This window comes from Clostridium thailandense (assembly GCF_019207025.1).
Lineage (GTDB): Bacteria > Bacillota > Clostridia > Clostridiales > Clostridiaceae > Clostridium_AM > Clostridium_AM thailandense.
Window position 1 is genome coordinate 54,734 of sequence record NZ_JAEEGC010000014.1, and the last position, 22,953, is coordinate 77,686.

At 30.7% G+C, this 22,953-nt stretch carries 23 protein-coding genes; 20 read left to right on the forward strand and 3 right to left on the reverse strand.

The genetic code is table 11. From position 1 onward, the window contains the following. The first annotated feature begins 16 nt into the window (after window positions 1-16). From priA to I6U48_RS30005, 13 genes are all read left to right on the forward strand, one after another. Window positions 17-2,218, forward strand: a complete 2,202-nt coding sequence (gene priA / locus I6U48_RS03265; protein WP_218318971.1) for a primosomal protein N' — start codon at window positions 17-19, stop codon at window positions 2,216-2,218. A 16-nt stretch (window positions 2,219-2,234) separates the two neighbouring features. Beyond that, the gene (gene def / locus I6U48_RS03270; RefSeq protein ID WP_218318972.1) at window positions 2,235-2,690 is read left to right on the forward strand and encodes a peptide deformylase; all 456 of its coding nucleotides are present in this window, start codon (window positions 2,235-2,237) and stop codon (window positions 2,688-2,690) included. 3 nt (window positions 2,691-2,693) lie between these two features. Further along, window positions 2,694-3,623 carry a methionyl-tRNA formyltransferase gene (gene fmt, locus I6U48_RS03275; RefSeq protein WP_218318973.1) on the forward strand — a complete coding sequence of 310 codons (930 nt, stop codon included), beginning with the start codon at window positions 2,694-2,696 and terminating at the stop codon, window positions 3,621-3,623. A gap of 34 nt (window positions 3,624-3,657) precedes the next feature. After that, window positions 3,658-4,335 carry a zinc metallopeptidase gene (locus I6U48_RS03280; RefSeq protein WP_218318974.1) on the forward strand — a complete coding sequence of 226 codons (678 nt, stop codon included), beginning with the start codon at window positions 3,658-3,660 and terminating at the stop codon, window positions 4,333-4,335. A gap of 28 nt (window positions 4,336-4,363) precedes the next feature. Beyond that, complete coding sequence (gene rsmB / locus I6U48_RS03285; RefSeq protein WP_218318975.1) at window positions 4,364-5,695, forward strand: 16S rRNA (cytosine(967)-C(5))-methyltransferase RsmB; 1,332 nt, start codon at window positions 4,364-4,366, stop codon at window positions 5,693-5,695. 11 nt (window positions 5,696-5,706) lie between these two features. After that, window positions 5,707-6,753 (forward strand): dual-specificity RNA methyltransferase RlmN, encoded by a 1,047-nt coding sequence (gene rlmN / locus I6U48_RS03290; RefSeq protein WP_218318976.1) that lies wholly within the window; start codon window positions 5,707-5,709, stop codon window positions 6,751-6,753. A 3-nt stretch (window positions 6,754-6,756) separates the two neighbouring features. After that, window positions 6,757-7,488 (forward strand): Stp1/IreP family PP2C-type Ser/Thr phosphatase, encoded by a 732-nt coding sequence (locus tag I6U48_RS03295; protein ID WP_218318977.1) that lies wholly within the window; start codon window positions 6,757-6,759, stop codon window positions 7,486-7,488. After that, window positions 7,475-9,358 carry a Stk1 family PASTA domain-containing Ser/Thr kinase gene (pknB, locus tag I6U48_RS03300; protein WP_218318978.1) on the forward strand — a complete coding sequence of 628 codons (1,884 nt, stop codon included), beginning with the start codon at window positions 7,475-7,477 and terminating at the stop codon, window positions 9,356-9,358. Before I6U48_RS03295 ends, pknB begins: the two co-directional genes overlap by 14 nt. A gap of 501 nt (window positions 9,359-9,859) precedes the next feature. Continuing rightward, entirely contained in the window at window positions 9,860-10,729 is an 870-nt protein-coding gene (gene rsgA / locus I6U48_RS03305; protein ID WP_218318979.1) for a ribosome small subunit-dependent GTPase A, read from the forward strand. Beyond that, complete coding sequence (gene rpe / locus I6U48_RS03310) at window positions 10,723-11,373, forward strand: ribulose-phosphate 3-epimerase (protein ID WP_218318980.1); 651 nt, start codon at window positions 10,723-10,725, stop codon at window positions 11,371-11,373. Before rsgA ends, rpe begins: the two co-directional genes overlap by 7 nt. A gap of 1 nt (window position 11,374) precedes the next feature. Next, window positions 11,375-12,013 (forward strand): thiamine diphosphokinase, encoded by a 639-nt coding sequence (locus tag I6U48_RS03315; RefSeq protein WP_218318981.1) that lies wholly within the window; start codon window positions 11,375-11,377, stop codon window positions 12,011-12,013. Window positions 12,014-12,159: 146 nt separating this feature from the next. After that, window positions 12,160-12,348 (forward strand): hypothetical protein, encoded by a 189-nt coding sequence (locus tag I6U48_RS03320; protein ID WP_218318982.1) that lies wholly within the window; start codon window positions 12,160-12,162, stop codon window positions 12,346-12,348. 193 nt (window positions 12,349-12,541) lie between these two features. Beyond that, window positions 12,542-12,670 carry a hypothetical protein gene (locus I6U48_RS30005; RefSeq protein ID WP_281421795.1) on the forward strand — a complete coding sequence of 43 codons (129 nt, stop codon included), beginning with the start codon at window positions 12,542-12,544 and terminating at the stop codon, window positions 12,668-12,670. A gap of 163 nt (window positions 12,671-12,833) precedes the next feature. Here I6U48_RS30005 and rpmB read toward each other — a convergent pair whose 3' ends face one another. Continuing rightward, window positions 12,834-13,025, reverse strand: coding sequence for a 50S ribosomal protein L28 (gene rpmB / locus I6U48_RS03325; protein WP_066619969.1), 192 nt, complete (start codon window positions 13,023-13,025; stop codon window positions 12,834-12,836). Between the two features lie 204 nt (window positions 13,026-13,229). Here rpmB and I6U48_RS03330 point away from each other — a divergent pair, with 204 nt between their 5' ends. The 6 genes from I6U48_RS03330 to I6U48_RS03355 all read left to right on the forward strand — a co-directional run bounded on the left by I6U48_RS03330 (window position 13,230) and on the right by I6U48_RS03355 (window position 19,138). Beyond that, on the forward strand, window positions 13,230-13,580 hold the full coding sequence (locus I6U48_RS03330) for an Asp23/Gls24 family envelope stress response protein (RefSeq protein WP_218318983.1): 351 nt from the start codon (window positions 13,230-13,232) through the stop codon (window positions 13,578-13,580). Window positions 13,581-13,596: 16 nt separating this feature from the next. Further along, window positions 13,597-15,207 carry a fatty acid kinase ATP-binding subunit FakA gene (locus I6U48_RS03335; protein WP_218318984.1) on the forward strand — a complete coding sequence of 537 codons (1,611 nt, stop codon included), beginning with the start codon at window positions 13,597-13,599 and terminating at the stop codon, window positions 15,205-15,207. Between the two features lie 142 nt (window positions 15,208-15,349). Next, complete coding sequence (gene recG, locus I6U48_RS03340; RefSeq protein WP_218318985.1) at window positions 15,350-17,392, forward strand: ATP-dependent DNA helicase RecG; 2,043 nt, start codon at window positions 15,350-15,352, stop codon at window positions 17,390-17,392. 162 nt (window positions 17,393-17,554) lie between these two features. After that, window positions 17,555-18,115, forward strand: a complete 561-nt coding sequence (gene rsmD / locus I6U48_RS03345; RefSeq protein WP_218318986.1) for a 16S rRNA (guanine(966)-N(2))-methyltransferase RsmD — start codon at window positions 17,555-17,557, stop codon at window positions 18,113-18,115. Window positions 18,116-18,120: 5 nt separating this feature from the next. After that, the gene (gene coaD, locus I6U48_RS03350) at window positions 18,121-18,603 is read left to right on the forward strand and encodes a pantetheine-phosphate adenylyltransferase (protein WP_218318987.1); all 483 of its coding nucleotides are present in this window, start codon (window positions 18,121-18,123) and stop codon (window positions 18,601-18,603) included. A gap of 10 nt (window positions 18,604-18,613) precedes the next feature. After that, entirely contained in the window at window positions 18,614-19,138 is a 525-nt protein-coding gene (locus I6U48_RS03355) for an ATPase (protein WP_218318988.1), read from the forward strand. Here I6U48_RS03355 and spoVV read toward each other — a convergent pair. Continuing rightward, window positions 19,121-20,302 (reverse strand): dipicolinic acid transporter SpoVV, encoded by a 1,182-nt coding sequence (gene spoVV / locus I6U48_RS03360; protein ID WP_218318989.1) that lies wholly within the window; start codon window positions 20,300-20,302, stop codon window positions 19,121-19,123. The two genes, I6U48_RS03355 and spoVV, sit on opposite strands and share 18 nt — an antisense overlap. A gap of 124 nt (window positions 20,303-20,426) precedes the next feature. Further along, window positions 20,427-21,650, reverse strand: a complete 1,224-nt coding sequence (locus I6U48_RS03365) for a nucleotidyltransferase (protein ID WP_218318990.1) — start codon at window positions 21,648-21,650, stop codon at window positions 20,427-20,429. A 248-nt stretch (window positions 21,651-21,898) separates the two neighbouring features. Between I6U48_RS03365 and pta the strand changes: the two genes are divergently transcribed. Then, window positions 21,899-22,906, forward strand: a complete 1,008-nt coding sequence (gene pta / locus I6U48_RS03370) for a phosphate acetyltransferase (protein ID WP_218318991.1) — start codon at window positions 21,899-21,901, stop codon at window positions 22,904-22,906. Window positions 22,907-22,953 lie beyond the last annotated feature (47 nt).

A 22,953-nucleotide genomic window follows, 5' to 3' on the forward strand; every position in this document is an offset into this window, starting at 1 on the left:
AATAAAGGGTGATTAAGTGTATAGATATGCAGGAATTATAGTAAATAATACTTCTGTACAGCTAGATAAAATTTTTACGTATAAAATACCAGAAAATTTAATGAACAAATTGTATGTAGGATTTAGAGTAAAGATACCTTTTGGAATGGGGAACAAGAAAATCGATGGATTTGTTGTAGAACTATATGAGGATATAAATGCTAAAGGTAATATTAAGGAAATACAGTCTATATGCGAAGCGTTTAGTGTATTTACTGAAAAAGATTTACTACTCATAAAAGACATGAGAGAAAAATACCTTTGTACTTATTTAGAATGTATAAAAGTTTTTATACCTACTGGTATTTTTAAAGGAATAAAAAATAAGAGTGAAGCTTTAATATATTTAGGAAGTAAGCCTAATGGAAAATATGATAAGGAACCATATATATCAATATACAAAGTTGTGGAAAACAATAATGGCATTTATACTAAGACTGCATTAAGCAAAGAATTTAATCTATCGCTATCGTCTATAAATACTATGCTTAAAAATGAGTTTTTAGCAGTGCAAAAACAAATTGTTAATAGGTATAATGAAAAGCAGTATGAAGTATATTCTCCAAAAGTATTAAATGAAAAACAGCAAAAAGCAGTAGAAAGAATTTTAAAATCTAAAGATAAAGTATTTTTATTACATGGAGTAACTGGCAGTGGTAAAACTGAAATATACATGCATTTGGTAAGTGAAATGATTGAACAAAATAAGGAATCGATAATACTAGTTCCTGAAATTGCTCTTACACCTCAGATGGTAGAAAGATTTAAAGGACGATTTGGAAAAGATATAAGTGTATTTCATAGTAAGTTATCAGAGGGGGAGAGATATGACGAGTGGCTGCGAGTGAAAATGGGAAAAGTAAAGGTTGCAATAGGTGCTAGATCAGCGATCTTTCTTCCTTTTGAAAATTTAGGATTAATCGTTATAGATGAAGAACATGAAGGCAGCTATAAATCAGATAGTAATCCGAAATATAATGCAAGGGAAATTGGAGAGTTCAAATGCAATATGGGAGATTGTAAATTAGTTTTAGGATCAGCTACACCATCTATAGAGAGTTATTATAAATGTGAAAAGAGTAAAATTGACTTAATAACAATAAAAAATAGAGCAGATAATGCAATTATGCCAGAAATTCAAATTGTGGATATGAGAGAAGAACTTTTGAGTAACAATAAATCAATTTTTAGTAGGGATCTATATAATTTTATTGGAGATAGATTAAATAAGAAGGAGCAGATAATATTATTTTTGAATAGAAGAGGTTACTCTACATTTGTTTCCTGCAGAAAGTGTGGATATGTATTTAAATGTAATAATTGTGATATATCTCTTACATATCATCATGAAGGAAAAAGACTTGTATGCCACTATTGTGGAAGCAAACAGTTTATACCTAATACATGTCCGAAATGCGGTAGCAAATATGTTAAATATTTTGGAGTTGGAACAGAAAAGATAGAACAGGAGATAAATAAGGTTTTTCCAAGTGCAAAAACCTTAAGAATGGATTTTGACACTACAAGAAGCAAAAATTCTTATGAAAATATATATAAAGATTTTAAGGCTGGAAAAGCAGATATATTAATTGGCACACAAATGGTAGCAAAGGGTCTTGATTTTAAAAATGTCACCTTAGTTGGAGTTATTGCAGCAGATTTGTCTTTAAATCTTCCAGATTTTCGCTCTACGGAGAGAACCTTTCAATTAATAACTCAAGTATCTGGAAGAGCAGGTAGAGGAGAAAAGGCAGGGAAGGTTATAGTTCAAACATATAATCCTGACAATTATAGTATTAGGTATGCTTGTGATAATGATTATAGTAATTTTTATAAGGAAGAAATAAATATAAGATATACTATGGATTATCCACCTTTCTCAGAAATACTTTTAATTAACATGAGTAGTAAAAATGAGAATATCTTAATAAAAAGTATACAGAATGTTGGTATTTATTTAAAAAATAAAATAGAAAAAGATGATAAAATTAAAATGTTAGGACCATGCCCCTGTCAAATTTCTAAGATTAAAGAACTTTATAGGTGGCAAATTATCTTAAAGGGAAAAATAACTAGAGAATTTGGAGAAAGTGTGAGAAAAATAGTTTATGATTTATTAAAAGATGTTTATAATGATATAAGGGTAAGTATAGATATGAATCCAAACAGCTTATTATAATTACGGAGGTAAAGAAATGGCTTTAAGAAATATAAGAAAATATGGTGATGAAATACTTAGGAAAAAAAGTAGAAAAGTAGACGAGATAAATGATAGAATCTTAACTTTGATTGCAGACATGGAAGAAACGATGTATGATGCTCAAGGAGTAGGTCTTGCGGCACCACAAGTTGGAATACTTAAGAGGATTGTAGTAATAGACGTTGGAGAAGGAATGTTAAGCCTTATAAATCCTGAAATTATTTCACAAGAAGGAAGTCAAATAGATACGGAAGGTTGTTTAAGTGTTCCTGGTGAGCAGGGAGAAGTAGACAGACCGAATAGAGTTAAAGTAAAGGCTCAGAATGAAAAGGGTGAGGAGATTGTAATTGAAGGAGAAGGCCTGCTTGCAAGAGCTTTGTGCCATGAGATTGATCATTTGGATGGTATATTATTTGTTGATAAAATCATAAAAAGTGAAGGAGGAGAATAAGATATGAATATTGTTTTTATGGGAACTCCAGAATTTGCGGTGCCATCATTAAAAAGTCTTATAGATGAATTTGGTGTAAAGGCTGTTTTTACACAACCAGATAGACCTAAAGGTAGAGGTAATAAATTAGCAATGTCGCCGGTAAAAGAAGTAGCTCTGCAGAATGATATATCTGTATTTCAGCCTGAAAAATTGAAAAATGACATAGAAGCTATTCGAAAGTTAAAAGATATGGAACCAGACTTTATTGTAGTTGTAGCATATGGGCAAATACTAACAAAAGAGATACTAGATATACCTAAATACGGATGTGTTAACTTACACGCATCGCTTTTGCCAAAGTATAGGGGAGCAGCTCCAATAAATTGGGCTATAATAAATGGGGAAAAAGAAAGTGGAAACACAACTATGCTTATGGATATAGGTTTAGATACAGGAGATATGCTTTTAAAGAGTAGGATAGAGATTACAGATGATATGACTGCGGGAGAGCTACACGACATCATAATGGAGGATGGAGGAAAGCTTCTTATTAAAACTATAAATGGTTTAGTTGATGGATCTATAGTTAGGGAAATGCAAGGAGAAACGCCAACAGCTTATGCAAAGATGCTTGATAAAAGTGTAGCTAAAATTGATTGGAATTTAAGTAGTGATGAGATAAAAAGCTTGATAAGAGGTTTAAATCCTTGGCCAGTTGCATATACTCACTATGATGGAGAAAATATGAAAATTTTTAAAGCTAAATCCTTTAAAGAAGAACATAATTGCGAACCAGGATATGTTATAGAAGTTTCAAAAAGTGGGATGAAGGTAGCATGTGGAAAAGGAGTCTTATTGATAGAAGAAATACAGTTTCCTGGTAGAAAAGCTATGAATGTAGAACAATATATAAGAGGACACGAAATAAAGACTGGTGTTATTCTTAAATAGAAAAGAGAATTGAGGAGAAGATGGAGGTATAGAAATGTTTTTTGATAGAACATTTATAATTCTAATTCCGGCATTAATTATAGCGGCTTATGCACAATATAAAGTTTCATCTACTTATGAAAAATACTCTACCTATGGAAATCATAATGGATATACTGGAGCGCAAGTTGCAAGAATGCTTTTAGATGGCAATGGTTTATTGGATATACCGGTAGAAGTTATTTCTGGTAAGCTTACGGATCATTATGATCCTGCACGTAGAGTAATGAGATTGTCTGAAGGGGTTTTTTATGGGAATTCTGTGGCAGCCATAGGGGTAGCAGCACACGAAACAGGCCATGCGATTCAACATAGCAGGCATTATGCTCCTTTAATAATAAGAAATTCTATAGTTCCTGTAGTCAATTTTGGCTCTAGTGCTTCATGGTTATTGTTTATCTTAGGTATGATTTTTAGATCAGGAAATCTTATAAATATAGGTATACTTCTTTTTTCATCAGTAGTTATTTTTCAAATTGTAACACTGCCTGTAGAATTTGATGCATCAAATAGAGCTTTAAAATTATTGGATTCAAGAGGAATACTACATTCAGAAGAATTAAAAGGTGCTAAATCAGTATTAAATGCTGCAGCTATGACATATGTAGCAGCTGCATTGATGGCTATAGCTCAGTTACTAAGACTAATAATACTTAGTAGAGAGAATGATTAAATATATTATTTGAAATAGAGGTAAAATAATGGATAACGCTAGAAGAACAGCAGTAAAGGTGCTAAATGAGATACTGCAAAAGGGTGCATTTTCTAATATTGTATTAGGAAAAGAGTTAAATAGATCCAATTTAAATGATAAAGACAGAGCACTAGCAACAGAGATTGTATATGGAACATTAAAATATAAATATACTATTGATACTATGCTGAATTATTTTATAAAAAGTGATTTAGAAAAAATGGATATAGACATTTTAAATATACTCAGAATATCCTTTTATCAAATGGTATATTTAGATAAAATTCCAGAGTTTGCTATAGTAAATGAAGCGGTAGAATTAGCAAAAAGAAATTCTATAAAAGGTTCCAGATTAGTTAATGGTGTACTCAGAAATTATTTGAGAAATAAAGATGTAGATTATGCTAAAAATATAAAAAGCAATATGGAAGTTCTAAGTTTTAAATATTCCTTTCCAAAGTGGATGGTAAAGTTATTTATTAACCAATATGGCAGTGAGTGTTCAGAGAGAATCCTAGGTGGCCTGAATATGGTACCCGGTATCACAGTTAGAGTCAACAATTTAAAAATAGATTATGAAGAGGCATGGAAGCAGCTAGAGCAAAATGGCTACGACATAGAAGAAGGAAAGATATGCCCAGAAGCTATTGTAATAACTAAGGGAAGAAATATAGAAGATAATCCATTGTTTGTAGACGGATTAATAACTGTTCAAGATGAAAGTGCAATGATGGTTGCTCCTTCGATGGATTTGCAAGAAGAAATCACTGTTTTAGATTTATGTAGTGCTCCTGGTGGAAAGACTTGTCACATTGCAGAGATTATGAATAATACTGGAGAAGTATTTGCCTTTGATATTCATGCAAGTAAACTGCCATTAATTAAAGAAAATGCAAAAAGACTTGGGATAAATAATGTTAATTATGATGTGTTAGATGCCACAAGGTATGAAATGAAATATAAAGAAAAGGCAGATAGAGTGCTTATAGATGTTCCGTGTTCGGGATTAGGAATAATAAGAAAAAAGCCTGAAATTAAATGGAATAAAAATACAAATGATACAAAAGAACTTGTAGAGATTCAAAGAAAAATTATGGTTAATGCTTCTAAATATGTTAAGCCAGGAGGAAAGCTCATTTATTCTACTTGTACTTTAAATAAAGATGAAAATGAAGAGAATATAAAATGGTTTATAAAAAATCATAGTGAGTTTGATATGGAGTCTCTTTATTTTGGAGAAGCAGAAAATATAATTTATCATAAAGAAGGATGTATGACTATCCTGCCTGATAAGTATATGGATGGGTTTTTTATAGCAAAAATGGTAAAGCGTAGGTAGGTGTAATATATATGTACAATATTTTTAATTTTAATCTTCAAAATTTGAAGCAATGGATGAAGGAAAATAAGGAAAGCGAGTTTAGAGCTAAACAGGTATTTGGTTGGATATATAAAAATATATGGGACTTTGAAGAAATGAACAATGTTCCTAAAAGTACTAGAGAAAAACTGAAAAAATCTTTTTATATAGAGATTCCAAGTGTTGCTCGTATGTATAAATCTGAATTGGATGGCACTACTAAATTTCTTTATAAATATAGAGATGGGAATATTATTGAATCTGTAGTAATGAAATATAAACATGGTAATTCTATTTGTGTTTCTACTCAGATTGGATGTAGAATGGGATGCAAATTTTGTGCTTCCACATTAGGAGGAATAGTAAGAAATTTAAGCAGTGGAGAAATATTGGCACAAGTGCTAAAATCACAGGAGCAAATAGGAGAAAGAATATCCAATATAGTATTAATGGGAAGTGGAGAACCATTAGATAACTATGAGAATGTAATGGAATTTTTAGATTTAGTAAAGGCTGAATATGGGCTAAATATAGGTCAGAGACATATAACTCTTTCTACTTGTGGAATAGTACCTAAAATTAAAGAACTTGCAGACAAGGGTTTACAAATAACCCTGGCTATCTCTCTTCATGCCCCTAATGACGACTTAAGAAAATCAATGATGCCTATAGCTTACAAATATTCCATAGATGAGTTGATGGAAGGTTGTAAGTATTACATAGAAAAGACTAATAGAAGAATAACTTTTGAATACGCTCTTGTAAACGGAGTCAACGATACTAAAGAGTGTAGCAAACAGTTAATTCAGCTTTTAAAAGGTATGCTTTGCCATGTAAACTTGATACCTGTAAATGAGGTTAAAGAGAGAGAGTTTAAGAAATCTTCTTCAGACAACATAAAAAATTTTCATGACATATTAGTAGACAATGGAGTTGAAACTACTATTAGACGAGAAATGGGAGCTGATATTGATGCGGCTTGTGGACAATTAAGAAGAAGCTACTTAAAATCAAAAAATGATTTAAAAGGGGTGTAGAAAATGGTGGGGATACTATCTGATATAGGTAATGTCAGAAAAATAAACGAGGATTCAGTAGGTTATTATAAGAATGAAGGTTTTGGTGTTTATATTGTTGCTGATGGAATGGGCGGACATAATGCTGGAGAAGTAGCTAGCAAAATAGCTGTAGATACTATTATAGGTTATATAAAATCATTGAATGATCTAGAAGATATGGAAGGTATTTTAATACACAGCATAAAGATGGCGAATAGAAAAATCTTTAGTCTATCCAAAAGTAATGATGGATTAGTTGGAATGGGGACAACTATAACTGCATGTTTAGTAAAAAATAATAAAATGATTGTAGCTAATGTGGGGGATAGTAGCTGTTACGTTATGAAGCTTAATGGTATTACCAAAGTAACAAAGGATCACTCATTAGTTCAGCAATTAGTTGATGAAGGAAGTATTACTGAAGAAGAAGCAGAAAGTCATCCTAATAAAAACATAATAACAAGAGCATTAGGAACAAATGAGTTTGTAGAAATAGATACTTTTGATATAGAATTGAGTGATATTACTAAAGTAATTTTATGTACTGATGGATTGACTAATGGGGTTAATACAAGTGAAATGTATGATATAATATTTAATAATAATAACGAGGAATCTTGTATAAAGTTAGTTGAGCTTAGTAAACTGAAAGGTGGAAGAGATAATATATCAGTTATCGTATTTGAAGGAGAGTGTGAAGATGATAGGAACTAAGCTGGGTAATAGATATGAGTTGTTGGAGAAGATTGGAGAAGGAGGCATGGCGGTAGTTTATAAAGCAAAATGTCACTTGCTGAACCGCTATGTTGCTGTAAAAATACTAAAAGATGAATATTCTAATGATAAGGAATTTGTTGAAAAATTTAAAAGGGAAGCTGCAGCTGCAGCGAGTCTTTCTGATAATAATATAGTTAACATTTATGATGTAGGCACTCAAGAAGACATTAATTATATAGTAATGGAATATGTTAAGGGAAAGACATTAAAGGAAATAATACGTGAAGAAGGAAAATTACCCACAGCCACAGCAATTAATATTGCATCACAAATAGGGAAGGCTTTGGAGTGTGCTCATAGAAACAACATAGTACATAGAGATATAAAGCCTCATAACATTTTAGTGACTGAAGAGAGTGTGGTTAAAGTAACAGATTTTGGTATTGCAAAAGCATCAAATTCAGTTACTATAACTAATTCTAGTAAAATAATGGGATCAGCTCATTATTTTTCACCAGAGCAAGCAAGAGGAAGTTATGTAGATTGTAGAACTGATATATATTCTCTTGGAATAGTAATTTATGAAATGGTAACAGGAAGAGTGCCTTATGATGCGGAAAGTCCAGTATCTGTGGCTTTAAAGCATATACAGGAACCAGTCGTTCCGCCAAAACAATTAAATGAAAGAATACCTGAAAGTTTAAATAAGCTCATATTAAAAGCTATTGAAAAAGAGCCAATAAGAAGATATCAAAATGTGAAAGATATGATTAGTGATTTGAAAAAAATAGAAAATAATCAAAATCTTAATATCTCGACTAACGTTTCAGACTCTGATATGACAAGAGTTATGGATCCTATAATAGTAAATGACAAATACAAAAGAAATGAAGAATATGATGATGAATCGGCATATCATAGAAGAGGCATAGGATCTAAAAAGAGAAAAACATTAATTGGAGCTGCTATAGCAATACTTGTAGTAGTTATAGGTGCTGTATCAGGATATTTTGCTTTTAGCAAAGTGGCAAATACTACAGAAACTACAGTACCTAATATAGTTGGTATGAAGCAGGACGAAGCTAAAAAACTTGTTGAAGAAAGAAAGTTGAAATTTACAGCAATTGCAAAAGAAAAAAGTGATAAACCGGAAGGAACTGTTCTTAGAACATATCCTTCTGAAGGCACCAAGGTAAAAATAGATTCTGAAGTTAGGGTTAGTATAAGCGGAGGACAAGATAAATTAGAAGTACCAAGCTTAATAGGGGTAGATTTAAATTCAGCTAAAGAGATAATTTCAAACAGTGGTTTGAAACTGGGTAAAGTAACAAGGGAATATAGTGATACTATATCTAAAAATTCGGTTATAAGACAGACTCCAGACGCCGAGACAAATGCGAACCCTAATACTAGCATAGATCTTGTAGTAAGTAGCGGACCACAAGTTAAATATATTGATGTACCGAATGTAGTTGATAAGAATATAGATGAAGCAGCATCTATAATAAGTAATACTGGAGTTAAGATTTCAAAGAATGCAAAGGAAACAAACGATAAATCCCAAGATGGAAAAGTAATAGACCAAAGTGCATCAGGATCAGTTAAAGAAGGAACAACTATAACTTTAACTTATTACAAGTATAAAGAGCCAGATGGTTCTTTAGGACAAAATGGAGGAACTCAAAACGGCACTCAAGGTAAGGATGGAACAACTCAGACCGCTGATGGAAGTCAAAATACTGGAACTAAGCCAAGTGATACAAATAAGCCAACTGGAAGCGATAAAGCTGGAACTAGTCAGCAGTCAGGAAGTCAAAATACTAAACCAAATTCCAATACACAAAGCAGTGGAACTCAAAATCCATAGCAATGTTTGAGTTTAAATAGAAATTTATACACTAGTAGAAATGAATTAAGAGTTGGTAGTAAATACTAAAAATTTATAATTAAGAAGTCTTAAGTAAACTAAATTAAAACTTTTATAGATAACCATCGCTGAAGGTTAACTTATAAAAAATATTTATTGGTAACAGCTAACACAAGTTAAATACTTTTTAGAAGACAGAGGACAATGAAGGAGTACGAAAAATCTTTAATTTAAAAGAAATTCCTGCTCTCTTGTTTCGCAGGACTACTTTCTGAGTATATGAATAAGCGATGTTTTGCATTAGCAAAACAAGTATAAAAAAATAAATTAGTTTTCTGACGTAAGGAAGAAAACTCACCTTCACTGTCAATTGTCCTCTAAAAATATACTTACACCTTCCTGAAATTACCAGTAATTCTCATAGTATAAGTTTAGTGTCGGCCATGGTGTCTACAGTTTCCAAGTACTAATTTTTAACTAAAATTAATAATAGGAGGATTTATGCAAGGTACAATAGTAAAAGGAATAGGTGGATTTTATTATATAAAGGTAGACGAAGGAATTGTTGAATGCAAGGCAAGGGGAAAGTTTAGACATAATGAGCTTACTCCTATGGTTGGAGATAAAGTAGAAATTACACTTAAAGAGGGAAAAGGTGTTATAGATAAAATTTATCCTAGAAGTAACGAATTAATTAGACCGGCAGTTGCAAATGTTACTCAGGCTTTAGTTGTATTTGCTTTGAAAAATCCTGAAATAAATGAGAATTTATTAAATAAATTCTTAATAAATTGTGAGTATAATAACCTAAAAGTAACAGTATGTTTTAATAAGTTAGATTTAATAAGTGAAGAAGAGAAAAATGAAATTGTAAGTATGATAAAAAGTGCAGGCTATGAAATCATTTTCTTAAAGGCAAAAGAAGGTTATGGCATTGATGAAGTTAAAGAAAAATTAAAAAATAATGTTACAGTACTTTGTGGACCATCTGGTGTTGGAAAATCAACGATTTTAAATACAATAGCAGGTAGAGAGCTTATGGAGACAGGAGAGGTAAGTGAGAAGCTTCGAAGAGGCAAACATACAACAAGACATAGCGAACTTATAGATATGGGAGATGGATTTATAGTTGATACTCCTGGATTTTCATCTTTTGATTTAGATTTTTTATCAAAGGATGAGTTGCAAAATTGTTTTCCAGAGTTCGCTGATTATATAGGAGATTGCAAATTTACTGGATGTCTTCACTATAAAGAGCCAGGTTGTGCTATTAAAGAAGCTGTTATAGAAAATAAAATAAATAGCAAAAGATATGAATTTTATATAAAAACATTAGAAGAAATAATGAGTAGGAGGAACAAACAATGGTAAAAATAGCGCCATCAATATTATCTGCAGATTTTTCTAAATTAGGAGAAGATGTTAAAAATTTAGAAAGGTATGGTGCAGATTTTGTTCACATAGATGTAATGGATGGAATGTTTGTACCAAACATTTCTTTTGGAATACCAATAATAAAAAGTATAAGGCCGATTACAAAACTTACTTTTGATGTACATTTAATGATTGAAGAACCATCAAGATACATAGAGGATTTTGTAAAAGCTGGGGCAGATATAATTACAATACATTATGAGACTGATAGACATATCGATAGAACTATAAACTATATAAAAAGCTTTGGGATTAAAGCTGGTATAGCTTTAAATCCTGCTACGCCTGTAGAGCTTATAAAACACCTGATTCCAACTTTGGATATGGTATTGATAATGACTGTAAATCCGGGATTTGGTGGACAAAAGTACATAAACTATTGTTCAGAAAAAATTAGAGAAGTTAAAGAGTTAAGTAATAAATATAACAAAGAGCTTATGATTCAAGTAGATGGAGGAGTGGGAAAAGAGAATATAAAGAAGATTGTAGAATGTGGAGCTAATGTGCTCGTAGCTGGTTCAGCGGTATTCAAAGGTGGAAAGATAGAAGAAAATATTAAGGCTTTAAAAGAGGAAATTTAATATGAAAATAGTTTTGGTATGTGGAGGTAATCCACCTTCTTATGAACTGCTAAAAGAAGAATTAGAGGATAGTGATTATTTAATCTGTGCAGATAGTGGAGGAAATTGCTTGTACAGATACAAAATAGTGCCACACTATTTGATGGGTGATTTTGATTCTATAAATAGAGAAGCTTTAGAGTTTTTTACTGAACATGAGGAATGCAAAGTGGAAGAGTTTCCTACAGATAAAAATTTTACTGATACAGAGCTTGTGTTAAACAAAGCAGTAGAACTTGGCGGTACTGAAATCGTATTTTTAGGATGTACAGGTACTAGAATAGATCATGTGATGAGTAATCTGGGAATGCTACGAAAGTGTTTAAATCTAAATATTAAAGGACATATAAGAGATGAACATAATATAATAACTATATGTGACAAACCAGTTACTTTGAAAGGAGAAAAAGGATCTGCTTTTTCTATTCAAGCATATTGTGATTGTGTTGAGAAAGTAAATATTATAGGAGCAAGGTATAAGCTCACAGATTACGATTTAAGATTAGGGGACTCTCGTACTGTTTCTAATGAATTTTTGAATGATGATGTTCAAATTTTATTTAAAAAAGGAACTCTCCTTATACTTTATAGTAAGGATTAAAAAAATAGTTTTTGGTAGAAATAACTGATATTTAATATCAGTTATTTTTTAAATTTATACATTTTTAATATATAAATTTAAAAATATGTAACAGTATGAGTTACAGAAGCATATAATATTATAGAGCAATTTTAAGGGATAATAATATGTCTAGGAAGTGTTTTAACAGCCCTAAGAAAAGCTGTAAAAGAAAGAAAAGAAAAACAGGGTGGATCATTGGGTCAATTGGAGTTGGAATAGTGATAACTTTTATTATCCCTGTATGGGGATGGATAATAGCTGTAGGTGGGGCGCTAATTTATTGTGGATGGTATTTGATAGAAAACAATAAGTAGGAGGTATGTCTTATGAAAATAATTACTATCAAACTTCCAGGATTTTTATCTTCTATTATAAAATTTTTTAAAAGAAATAAATAATTAACTTTAAGTTTCTCCTCTTTTTATGAAGGGGAGTCTTATTTTACTTTATAAGCCTACATAATTGTTATGTTTGGTGGCAAGCTAATATCGAGGAGAGGTGAAAGTAATGCCAACTAAAAGCGAAAGAAAAAGTAGAAATGATAATAGAGGTAAAAATTCTAAAACTGCAAATCCAATTACTATGGATGCAGATGAGAATATGAAAAAGCCAGTAAAAGGTCTTCCGAAAATCTAATTAAATAAAAAAAGAGGCAGTCTGCAAAAAAATAATAGAGACTGCCTAAAAACCAGATATAGGTTTATAAAGAAAGTAAATATTGTAAGAATTTCAATTTAATACAATATTTGTGTAAGAAGTAAAAATGCAATTGTGTAAAACAACTGCATTTTTTTATTCCTTATATAGCACGTTGAACCTTTCCTGAACGAAGGCATCTTGTACAAACATGTATAGTCTTTGGTGTTCCTTCAACTATAGCTTTAACTTTTCTTATGTTTGGAGCCCAAGTTCTTTTGGATTGACGGTGTGAATGGCTGTATTGTACACCAAATACAACACCTTTATTGCATATTTCGCACTTTCTTGACATTAAAAACACCTCCTTAACAAATTGTGAAAAGAATCTCTTCACAATTCAAACATTAATTATTTTACCACATAACATAGAATTTTTGCAAGTATATTATAAAATTAAATAACAAAAATAACATTATAAATAATATATTTCCTTGAATAAATCTCTTATTTAATATAAAATATGTTATATGGTCTATGACGGGAGGAGGATTTTATTATGATAGGTAACATCACCTGTGAAAATGGGATTATAAGTTATACAGAAGAAGTAGTTGCCAATATCGTAGGGGTTTCAACTATGGAATGTTATGGTGTAGTTGGAATGGCATCAAGAAATGCAACGGATGGACTATGGGAACTAATAAGAAGTGAGAATTTAAGTAAGGGTGTTAAAGTTCGTTCTAAAGAAAATGGATTATCTATAGAATTATTTATTATGGTAGAGTATGGAACAAAAATATCAGTTATCGCGAATAACATTATTCAAAAAATAAAATATAACATAGAAAATTATACAGGTCTTAAAGTTTTAAATATTACAGTGAATGTTCAAGGTGTTAGAGTCTAGGAGGTAGTTTTCAAATATGAAGTACTTAAAAATAGGTGGTCAGTGCTTTTACAATATGATGGTAAATGCCAATAATAAGTTAGAAGAACAGAAGGATTATGTAAATTCGTTAAACGTTTTTCCAGTACCGGATGGTGATACAGGTACGAACATGTCCATGACTTTTAGAAGTGCAGTATCAGAAATTGAAAATATGCAGGATAAACCTATAGGTGAAATTGCAAGAAAGTTATCTAGAGGAGCTCTAATGGGAGCGAGGGGGAACTCAGGTGTAATACTTTCGCAAATATTTAGAGGAATTGCAAAGGGTTTAGAGGAAAAGGATGAAGTTAACGCTGAAGAGTTTGCAAACAGCTTGATGGAAGGTTCAAAATCAGCTTATAAAGCTGTAATGAGACCAACAGAAGGTACAATACTTACAGTTATAAGAGTAGCTGGGGAAAGTGCTGTGAAATCAAATAGAGAAGATATATCTTCTCTATTAGGGGAAGTGTGTGAATATAGTAAGAATATACTAAATAAAACTCCAGAGATGCTGCCTGTACTTAAGAAGGCAAAGGTGGTAGATGCAGGTGGAATGGGTTTATTGATAATATTACAAGGAATGTATGAAGTTTTAAAAGAAGATATACAAAAAGTTAATATGACTGATAGGGATAAGGAAATACAACAAATTGTTTCTCAAAACTTAGATAAGCAAGATATAAAGTTTGGGTATTGTACTGAATTTTTTATTATTTCAAACAACATAAATGTAGATAACTTTAAAACTGAATTAGAAGTTATAGGTGATTCAATGGTAGTTGTAAAAGATGATGATATTGTTAAAGTTCATATTCATACTAATGACCCTGGTATGGTTTTATCTAAAGCTATTAAGCTAGGAGAACTTTCAAAAATTAAGATAGACAATATGAGAGAACAACATAGACATGTAATTCAAATGAAAGATGGAGAAAACATAGAAATAAAAAAATATGCTTTCATAGCAGTGGCTATGGGTGAAGGAATAAAAAATATCTTTGAGGACTTAGGTGTAGATTTTGTAATTGAAGGTGGTCAGACAATGAACCCAAGTACTCAGGATATACTGGACTGCATAAGTAAAATGAATGCAGAAAATATTTTTGTACTTCCTAATAATAAAAACATAATTATGGCAGCTAATCAGGCTGCTGAGTTAAGTGATAAAAAGGTAAAGGTCATTACTACTAAGACAATACCTCAAGGAATAACAGCAGTTACTGAATTTAATCCTAATCTTGACCTAGAGGACAACATACAAATCATGAATAAAGGTATAGAAAATGTACAAAGTGGATCAGTAACTTATGCAGTTAGAGATACCGAAATAGATGGTAAGTTTATAAAAGAAGGAAATATTTTAGGGTTAGTTGAAGGAAAAATAACGAATGTTGGAGAGGATATTTTTCAAGTATGTGAGAATATAATTTCAACTATGGTAAATGAAGACAGTGAGTTAATTACCTTATTTTATGGTAAAGACTGTAAAGAAGAAAAGGTAAAAGAATTTATAAAAAACATTCAAGAAAAGTATGAAAATGCTGATGTACAATACTATAGTGGACAGCAACCATTATATTATTTTATAGTTTCAGTTGAGTAAAAAAAGCCTTAAGGCTTTTTTTATTTGCAAAATTGTATTGTTTTGATGTATAGTGATATGGAAATAGATTTAAACAAATCATTTAATGCAAATGATATGAGATTGATATTAAAACTATATGACTAAAAATGGAGTGAGTTCATTGGATATATATAATGATATAGCTTGTTTAAAAGGCGTAGGTCCTAAGACTACAGATATATTGAAAAAATGTTGTGTTTTTAATATTTTGGATTTGCTTTTATATTTTCCACGAGATTATGATGTGATATCATCCTGTGGGTCATTATCGGATGAAAAGAATGTAGGAAAGGTTATAATTAACTGCAGGGTTATAAAGATAGACAAAGATGTTAGAACAAAAAATGGTAAAGTAATTTCTACAGTGGTTTTTGACGATGGCAGTAGTTTATTTAAAGGAAAATGGTTTAATCAGCCTTATATGAAAAATTATTTTAAGGTTAATTGTGATTATACTATAATGGGAAAGTTGCAGGAATTTAGAGGGGATACTTCTATTATCAATCCAACGATAGTTAAAGGCAAAGCAAGTATGGAGAGCAAGGAGAAAATAATTCCTAAATATCCTCTTAAATCTGGAATTACGAATGGTTTAATAATGAAGCTTATAGATCAAGTTTTAAAGGATATTGTTATAGAAGAAAATCTTCCTGAGTGGATAACCAATAAGTACAAACTTTGCAGTTTAGATAAGGCTGTAAGAGTAATACACAATCCATCTAATTTGGAAGAATTAAATCAAGCTAAAAGAAGACTTAAATTTCAGGAGTTATTTACGTATTCCTTAAAGATACTAATGCTTAAAGCCTATTTTAATAATAATAAAAAAGGGATAGCTTTTAAAATAAATAATGAACTAAAGGAACTAAAGGATAGGTTGCCCTATGCATTGACAAACGCACAAAATAGAGTTATACGAGAAATTTTAATTGATCAGAAAAAAGAAAATCCTATGAATAGGTTAGTTCAAGGAGATGTAGGTAGTGGTAAAACTATTGTAGCACTAATAGCTGCCTTTAATGTAATTAAAAATGGTTATCAGGCTGTTATAATGGCTCCCACAGAAATATTAGCAAATCAGCATTACTTAGAAGCGGAGCGATTATTTAGTGATTTTAATGTTAAAGTAAAGTTGTTGTGTGGAAGCACCACTCAGAAGAATAAAGAGCAAATTAAAGAAGACCTAAGAGAAGGAAATATAGATTTAATAATAGGAACTCATGCTCTCATTGAAGATAATGTTGAATTCAAGAATATTGGAATAGTAGTTACTGATGAGCAGCATAGATTTGGGGTAATGCAAAGAAGCAAATTGACTAATAAAGGTAAAAATTTAGATACTTTAGTTATGACTGCTACACCAATACCTAGAACATTAAGCTTGTATCTTTATGGAGATTTAGATGTATCCATAATTGATGAACTTCCACCGGGAAGGCAAAAAATAGAAACACATTACATAAAGGAAGACTTAAAATACAAAGCTTATAACTTTGCTGTGGAAGAAATAAAGAAAGGCAGACAGGTGTACGTAGTTTGTCCTTTAGTAGAAGAAAACGAGGAATTAGACTTGAGTTCTGTAGAAAATCTATATAATGAGTTAAAGTCAGAGTATTTCATGGATATTCCTGTTGATATACTTCATGGAAAAATGCCACCGAAAGCTAAAGATGAAATTATGAGCAGGTTTAAAGATGGTGAAACTAAAGTTATAATATCTACTACAGTTATTGAAGTAGGAATAAATGTTCCCAATGCGACTTTAATGATAATAGAAAATGCAGAACGATTTGGACTTGCTCAATTACACCAATTAAGAGGAAGAGTTGGAAGAGGAAAGCATAAATCTTACTGTATACTAGTAGCTAATATTAAAAATGATATTATAAGAAAAAGAATGGAAATAATGAAAAGTAGCAATGATGGATTCTTTATTGCAGAACAGGATTTGAAAATAAGGGGTGCGGGAGAGATATTTGGGTTTAGACAGCACGGAGAAGGTGGACTTATACTTTCAGATGTAGTAGAAGATATAGGAATATTAAAAGCAGCTAATCTAGAAGCTAAAAAACTCATAGAAAGCAATAGCGAAATAGATATAAAGATTAAAAATGAAATTTTTAGAAAGATAGAACAAAATTCAAAATTTATATGCTTTAATTAAAATGTGTTAAATTCACTTTTTAATACAATTATAGAGATCTAGTATAATAGCATTTAGTTATTGGATAAAATAGTTTTGTATAATAGAGTCATATATGCTAAAATATTATAGTAAAATGACAATAATTACAGAAACAACAAGGAAACATTAGGAGGATAAGTTATGAGAATTATTGCAGGTCTTGCTAGAGGAAGAAAGCTTATGTCACCAATTGGCATGGATACTACTAGACCTACTTTGGATAGAATTAAAGAATCTATGTTTAATATTATACAAAATAGAGTTTATGGAGCTACAGTAGTAGATGTATTTTCAGGTACTGGAAGTTTAGGGTTAGAAGCTGCAAGCAGAGGGGCTAAAGAATGTTATCTAGTTGATAGAGATAAAACAACATTTTCATTTCTTCAAAAAAATGTAGAAAATTTAAAGTTTGGAGAAATTTGTAAGTGCTTTAATATGGATTCCTATAAAGCTTTAGAGGAGTTTGCAAAAAGAAAAATAGTTTTTGATTTGATTTTTATAGATCCACCTTATTTAAAAAACTTAATCCCACCAGCAGTAGAAATTATAGAAAAAGAAGGCTTGTTAGAAAAAGATGGACTTATAGTAACTAAAATTGATAGCCAAGAGGATTTGTACCAAGGGACAGAGAATATTACTCTTGTAGATCATAGAAAATACGGTAATACAACTGTATGTTTTTACAGGTATAGGGAGGACTAACAGCCATGAAAACAGCAGTTTATCCAGGAAGTTTTGACCCGGTGACTAATGGACACTTAGATATAATAAGAAGGTCTGCTAAGGTATTTGATGAGGTAATAGTAGGCGTGCTTGTAAATCCACAAAAAGAAGGCCTTTTTGATATTGGAGAGAGAGTCAAACTAATTCAGAGGGTAGTAAAAGAAATTCCAAATGTAAAAGTAGAAAGCTTCAGTGGACTTTTGATTCATTTTATGAAAAACAAAGATGCGAAGGTTATAATAAAAGGTCTTCGTGCCGTATCAGATTTTGAATATGAATTTCAAATGTCACTTATGAACAATAAGTTAGATCCAAATATAGAAACTGTGTTTATGATGACAAGTGCTAAAACCTCTTTTTTAAGTTCCTCATCTGTAAAACAGGTAGCTATGTTTGGAGGATGTATTAAGGACTTGGTTCCTGATGAAATAATACCTGATGTTATGAAAAAGGTTAATCGCCTTTAGGGGGGAGAGTATGGATGTAATAAAATTAATAGAATATCTTCATGAGATAGTTGAAACATCATCAAAAGTTCCAATGACAGGAAAAGTTATGATGGATAAAAAAGAGACTCTAGAAATAATAGAAAATATAGTACATCACATGCCTGATGAACTAAAGAAGGCTCAATGGGTTATTGAAGAAAAAGAGCGAATATTAACTGAAGCAATACAGGAAGCAGAAAACTTAAAAAAGGAAAACTTAAATATACTAAAAAAGCAAATTGAAAACCATGATATTACTCGAGAAGCAAATATAAGAGCAGAAGAAATAATAGCTTCTGCTCAAAGAAGTGCAAAGTCAATAAGATTAGGTGCGAGAGATTATGCCAAAGAAATACTAAGTGGGCTAGATGCAGAACTTACCAATAAGAAGAACCAGCTTCTTGAAAATTTAAAGGGTGATTTAGAAAAATTTGTACTAGATTTAGAACGTAATATTAATTTACAAACTAACGAAATTAAAAATAATATAAAAGAACTAAGAGATATGAAATAACCTCTTCAATTTAAAAGTAATCCAAGGAAGAAGTAAAGTTAATATTAGTATTAATAAAAGTGTGGATAACTCATTTATAGTGATGCTTTTGGTAAAATATTTGTGTATAAAAGTTTGTCTCGAAAAATTAAATAGATTGTTTTCGTACATAGCCACACTGAGTATGGAACAGACGGAGCCTTGGAGTATTTTTCTCAAGGCATATTTTTTCATTGATATATCAAATTTATATGTAAAGGAGTAAACCTGAAACATAATAGATAGACCGCTGAAGGTAAAAAGAAAGCTTACAAGGGCTATTTTCCAAGTCATAGAGGCACTAGAAGAAGAAACTAAACTGCAGCCATTAGTCATTTCAATTATTCCTAGAGTACATCCTTCAACTATATCCTTTGATATATGGAGTAAGTTTGATATTTGATAAATAAATGAATTAAATACATGGTTAAACTTTAATATGTTATTAACTACAGAAAAAAGGGTTACAAATCCGCCTATAGATAGACAAGTTTTTATTGAATTTTCAATACTAGATTTAAGAACATCTCCTATATTTGAATCCTCATATATGTGCTTTTCTTCATAATTACGCTTTTTAGCAATATCAGTTCTAACAGGAAGCAGAATTCCCATTATCAAACAAGAAAGTAAATTGGATAATAATAAGATATAACCTATATAGGAACTTCCAAGCATGGATATACCAACAGAGCCAAGCATAAATAAAGGGCTTGCATTTGAGGCTATGTTAAGAAGTCTTTCGCAGGTTTTTATGTCTATGATATTTTTTTTATATAAGTCACAAGCATATTTGGCTCCAAGTGGATAGCCGCATAGTATGCTAACTATCAACACAAAATTGCAGTTTTTAGGAAGTCTGAGAGGTTTGCATATAATGCTGCCTAAGGCTTTTGAGTATATGTAAACACCATCGTAAGACATCATTATATTTGAAACGACTAAAAAAGAAAAAAGCGAAGGAAATACTTTGTAAAAAAACAAAAATACACCAGATATAACACCGTCAATACATATTTTTGGTGCCGATATAATTTGTATTATTAGCAAAGAGCAAATAATGGTTATAAAAATGCTTTTATTTTTCAACAAGTATGCTAATAATATAAGGGCTAATAAAACTATTACATAAAATAAAATTATCAAATTGTAATCACCTACTTCTTACACTTAATTATAAATTTATTTAATTATATTTAGATTTTTAACTTCTTATTCTAATTTTTGTTATAAAAATATTTTGCTGATATGTATAAGTAGGTGATTATGCCTATAATATAATAGGCCTTGTTAAATAATCAGAATTATAATTTATATTTCTATTTATAAGGCTATAAGTTCTTGTCCCTTGAATGTCTAAAGAAAGAGTTTTGTTTAATTCTTTAGGAATTTTAGTGTATATAGGAGTAGAGCAGGTTTTCTTAATGGTCTTAAGCAGTTCCAAGCCTTTATTATTAAAACCTAAAATTCTGACATATGGACAGGATAACTTTCTTAATTCACAAATATTGAAATTTTCAAAACCAACAAAAAATTGACATAAAATCCTGCTGATACGAGAATAAGTGTATCTTTTAGTTTTTATAGAATTGATAAGATTCTCATAGTTTTCAGCATTTTCTAGATATTTATATATTCTATTATGAATACCCTCAGATACATCTGGGAGATTTTCGATTGTTTCTTTATATAATGTATATTTATATCTAAGATATGGAAGCATCAAATCTTCTGAGGGGAAGACAGAGTTATTTTTAAATTGTTGCAGAAGTAAATTATAGGCATTTGATGGTATATAATTTTCAATGCCACTGATATTTTTTGTATCTTTTATGAATTTTCTTATAGAAGAAGCGCTAGAAAATTCACCTTCAAAAATTGAGCTGTTGTAGCAACTTCCATGTCTTTGGATTGAAAAAGGAAGTATAGTGCTTTTCAATCTTATAAGATTTTTACAATATTCTATTCCTAAAATATTATTGGGTGAAGAAATTATTTCTTCTAAATTAAAATCTGATAAATTTTCAACATTATACTTGTTGATAAACTCTATCAAAGCCTTACTTCGAGCACTAGGATAAGCTAATCCTAGTTGGAGCTTTTCTTTTAGTATATCTTTGTACTCTTTAGATTCTTCTGATAATATTTTAGATATATTATATAGAATCTTGGGATCTCCATATTCACTACCAAAACATAGATTATTAACTATTCCTAAATTGTTTAAAATGCTTACTGCTCCCAAAGCAAAAAATTCGGCAGAGGATAAGCTGTATATAAGTGGAAGTTCTATTACTAAATCCACGCCATTCATTAAAGCGGTTTTGGCCCTAGTCCATTTATCAACAATTGCTGGGGCTCCTCGTTGAACAAAATTACCACTCATTACAGCAATAATATGAGAACATTTTGTGATTTCTTTAGTTTTATTTATATGATATAAATGCCCTTTATGGAAGGGATTATATTCAACTATAATGCCAGTTACATTCAAAGGTAATTCCTCCTAAATTAACAAATTATAAATAATTATATTTATTTTTGTTTTAATTGGCAAGTTGCAATTTATTGAATATTAATTAAAGTCTTTGATATAGAAATTGAGAAATAAAAAATTTTCAATAAAAAATTTAAAATTTACATTTTTTTTATTGAAAAATACCTTAAAAAAGGATTATAGTATAAGTGTATGCAATTTTAACTCATTTTATATTTATTTTTATTTTGGAGGGAGAGTAGAAGATGTCAAAATTAATAGAAAAAGTTTGGGCAAAAGCTCAGGCAGATAAAAAAACAATTGTTTTACCAGAAGGTGAAGAAGAAAGAACTCTTCAAGCATGTGGCAAAATAATGGAAAATGGACTTGCAAATCTTATTCTAGTTGGATCAGAAAAGGCAATTAGAGAAAAGGCTGCAGGTTTGGGGGTAAGTTTGGAAGGTGTTACAGTACTTGATCCAGAGACTTCAGATAAAACAACAGTGTATGCTAACGAATTTTATGAATTAAGAAAGAAAAAAGGAATGACTCTAGAGAAAGCAGACAAAGTTGTAAGAGATCCGCTATATTTTGCAACAATGATGGTTAAATTGGGTCATGCTGACGGATTAGTTTCAGGAGCAATACATACTACAGGAGATTTATTAAGACCAGGACTTCAAATTGTTAAAACTGCACCTGGAATATCAGTAGTTTCAAGTACATTTGTAATGGAAGTACCTAACTGTCAATATGGTGAAAATGGATTGCTTCTTTTTGCAGATTGTGCAGTAAACCCATGTCCAACTGCTGAGGAATTAGCATCAATTGCTATAAGTACAGCTGAAACTGCAAAAACTCTTTGTGGAATGGAACCAAGAGTTGCGATGTTATCATTCTCAACTATGGGTAGCGCACAACATGATTTAGTAGATAAGGTTAAAAAAGCTACTGAATTAGCTAAAGAAATGAGACCAGATCTAGATATAGATGGAGAATTACAATTAGATGCTGCTATAGTTAAGAAAGTAGCTGATCTAAAAGCTCCAGATAGCAAAGTTGCAGGAAAAGCAAATGTTTTAGTATTCCCAGATTTACAAGCAGGTAACATAGGATATAAATTAGTTCAAAGATTTGCGGGAGCCGAGGCTATAGGACCTATATGCCAAGGATTTGCTAAACCTATAAACGATTTATCAAGAGGATGTAGTTCAGATGATATAGTTAATGTTGTAGCTATAACTGCACTTCAAGCACAGGACGCATCAAAATAGTAGATAATTAAAGTTTTCCTAAATAAATTAAAGTATAATTTAATCCG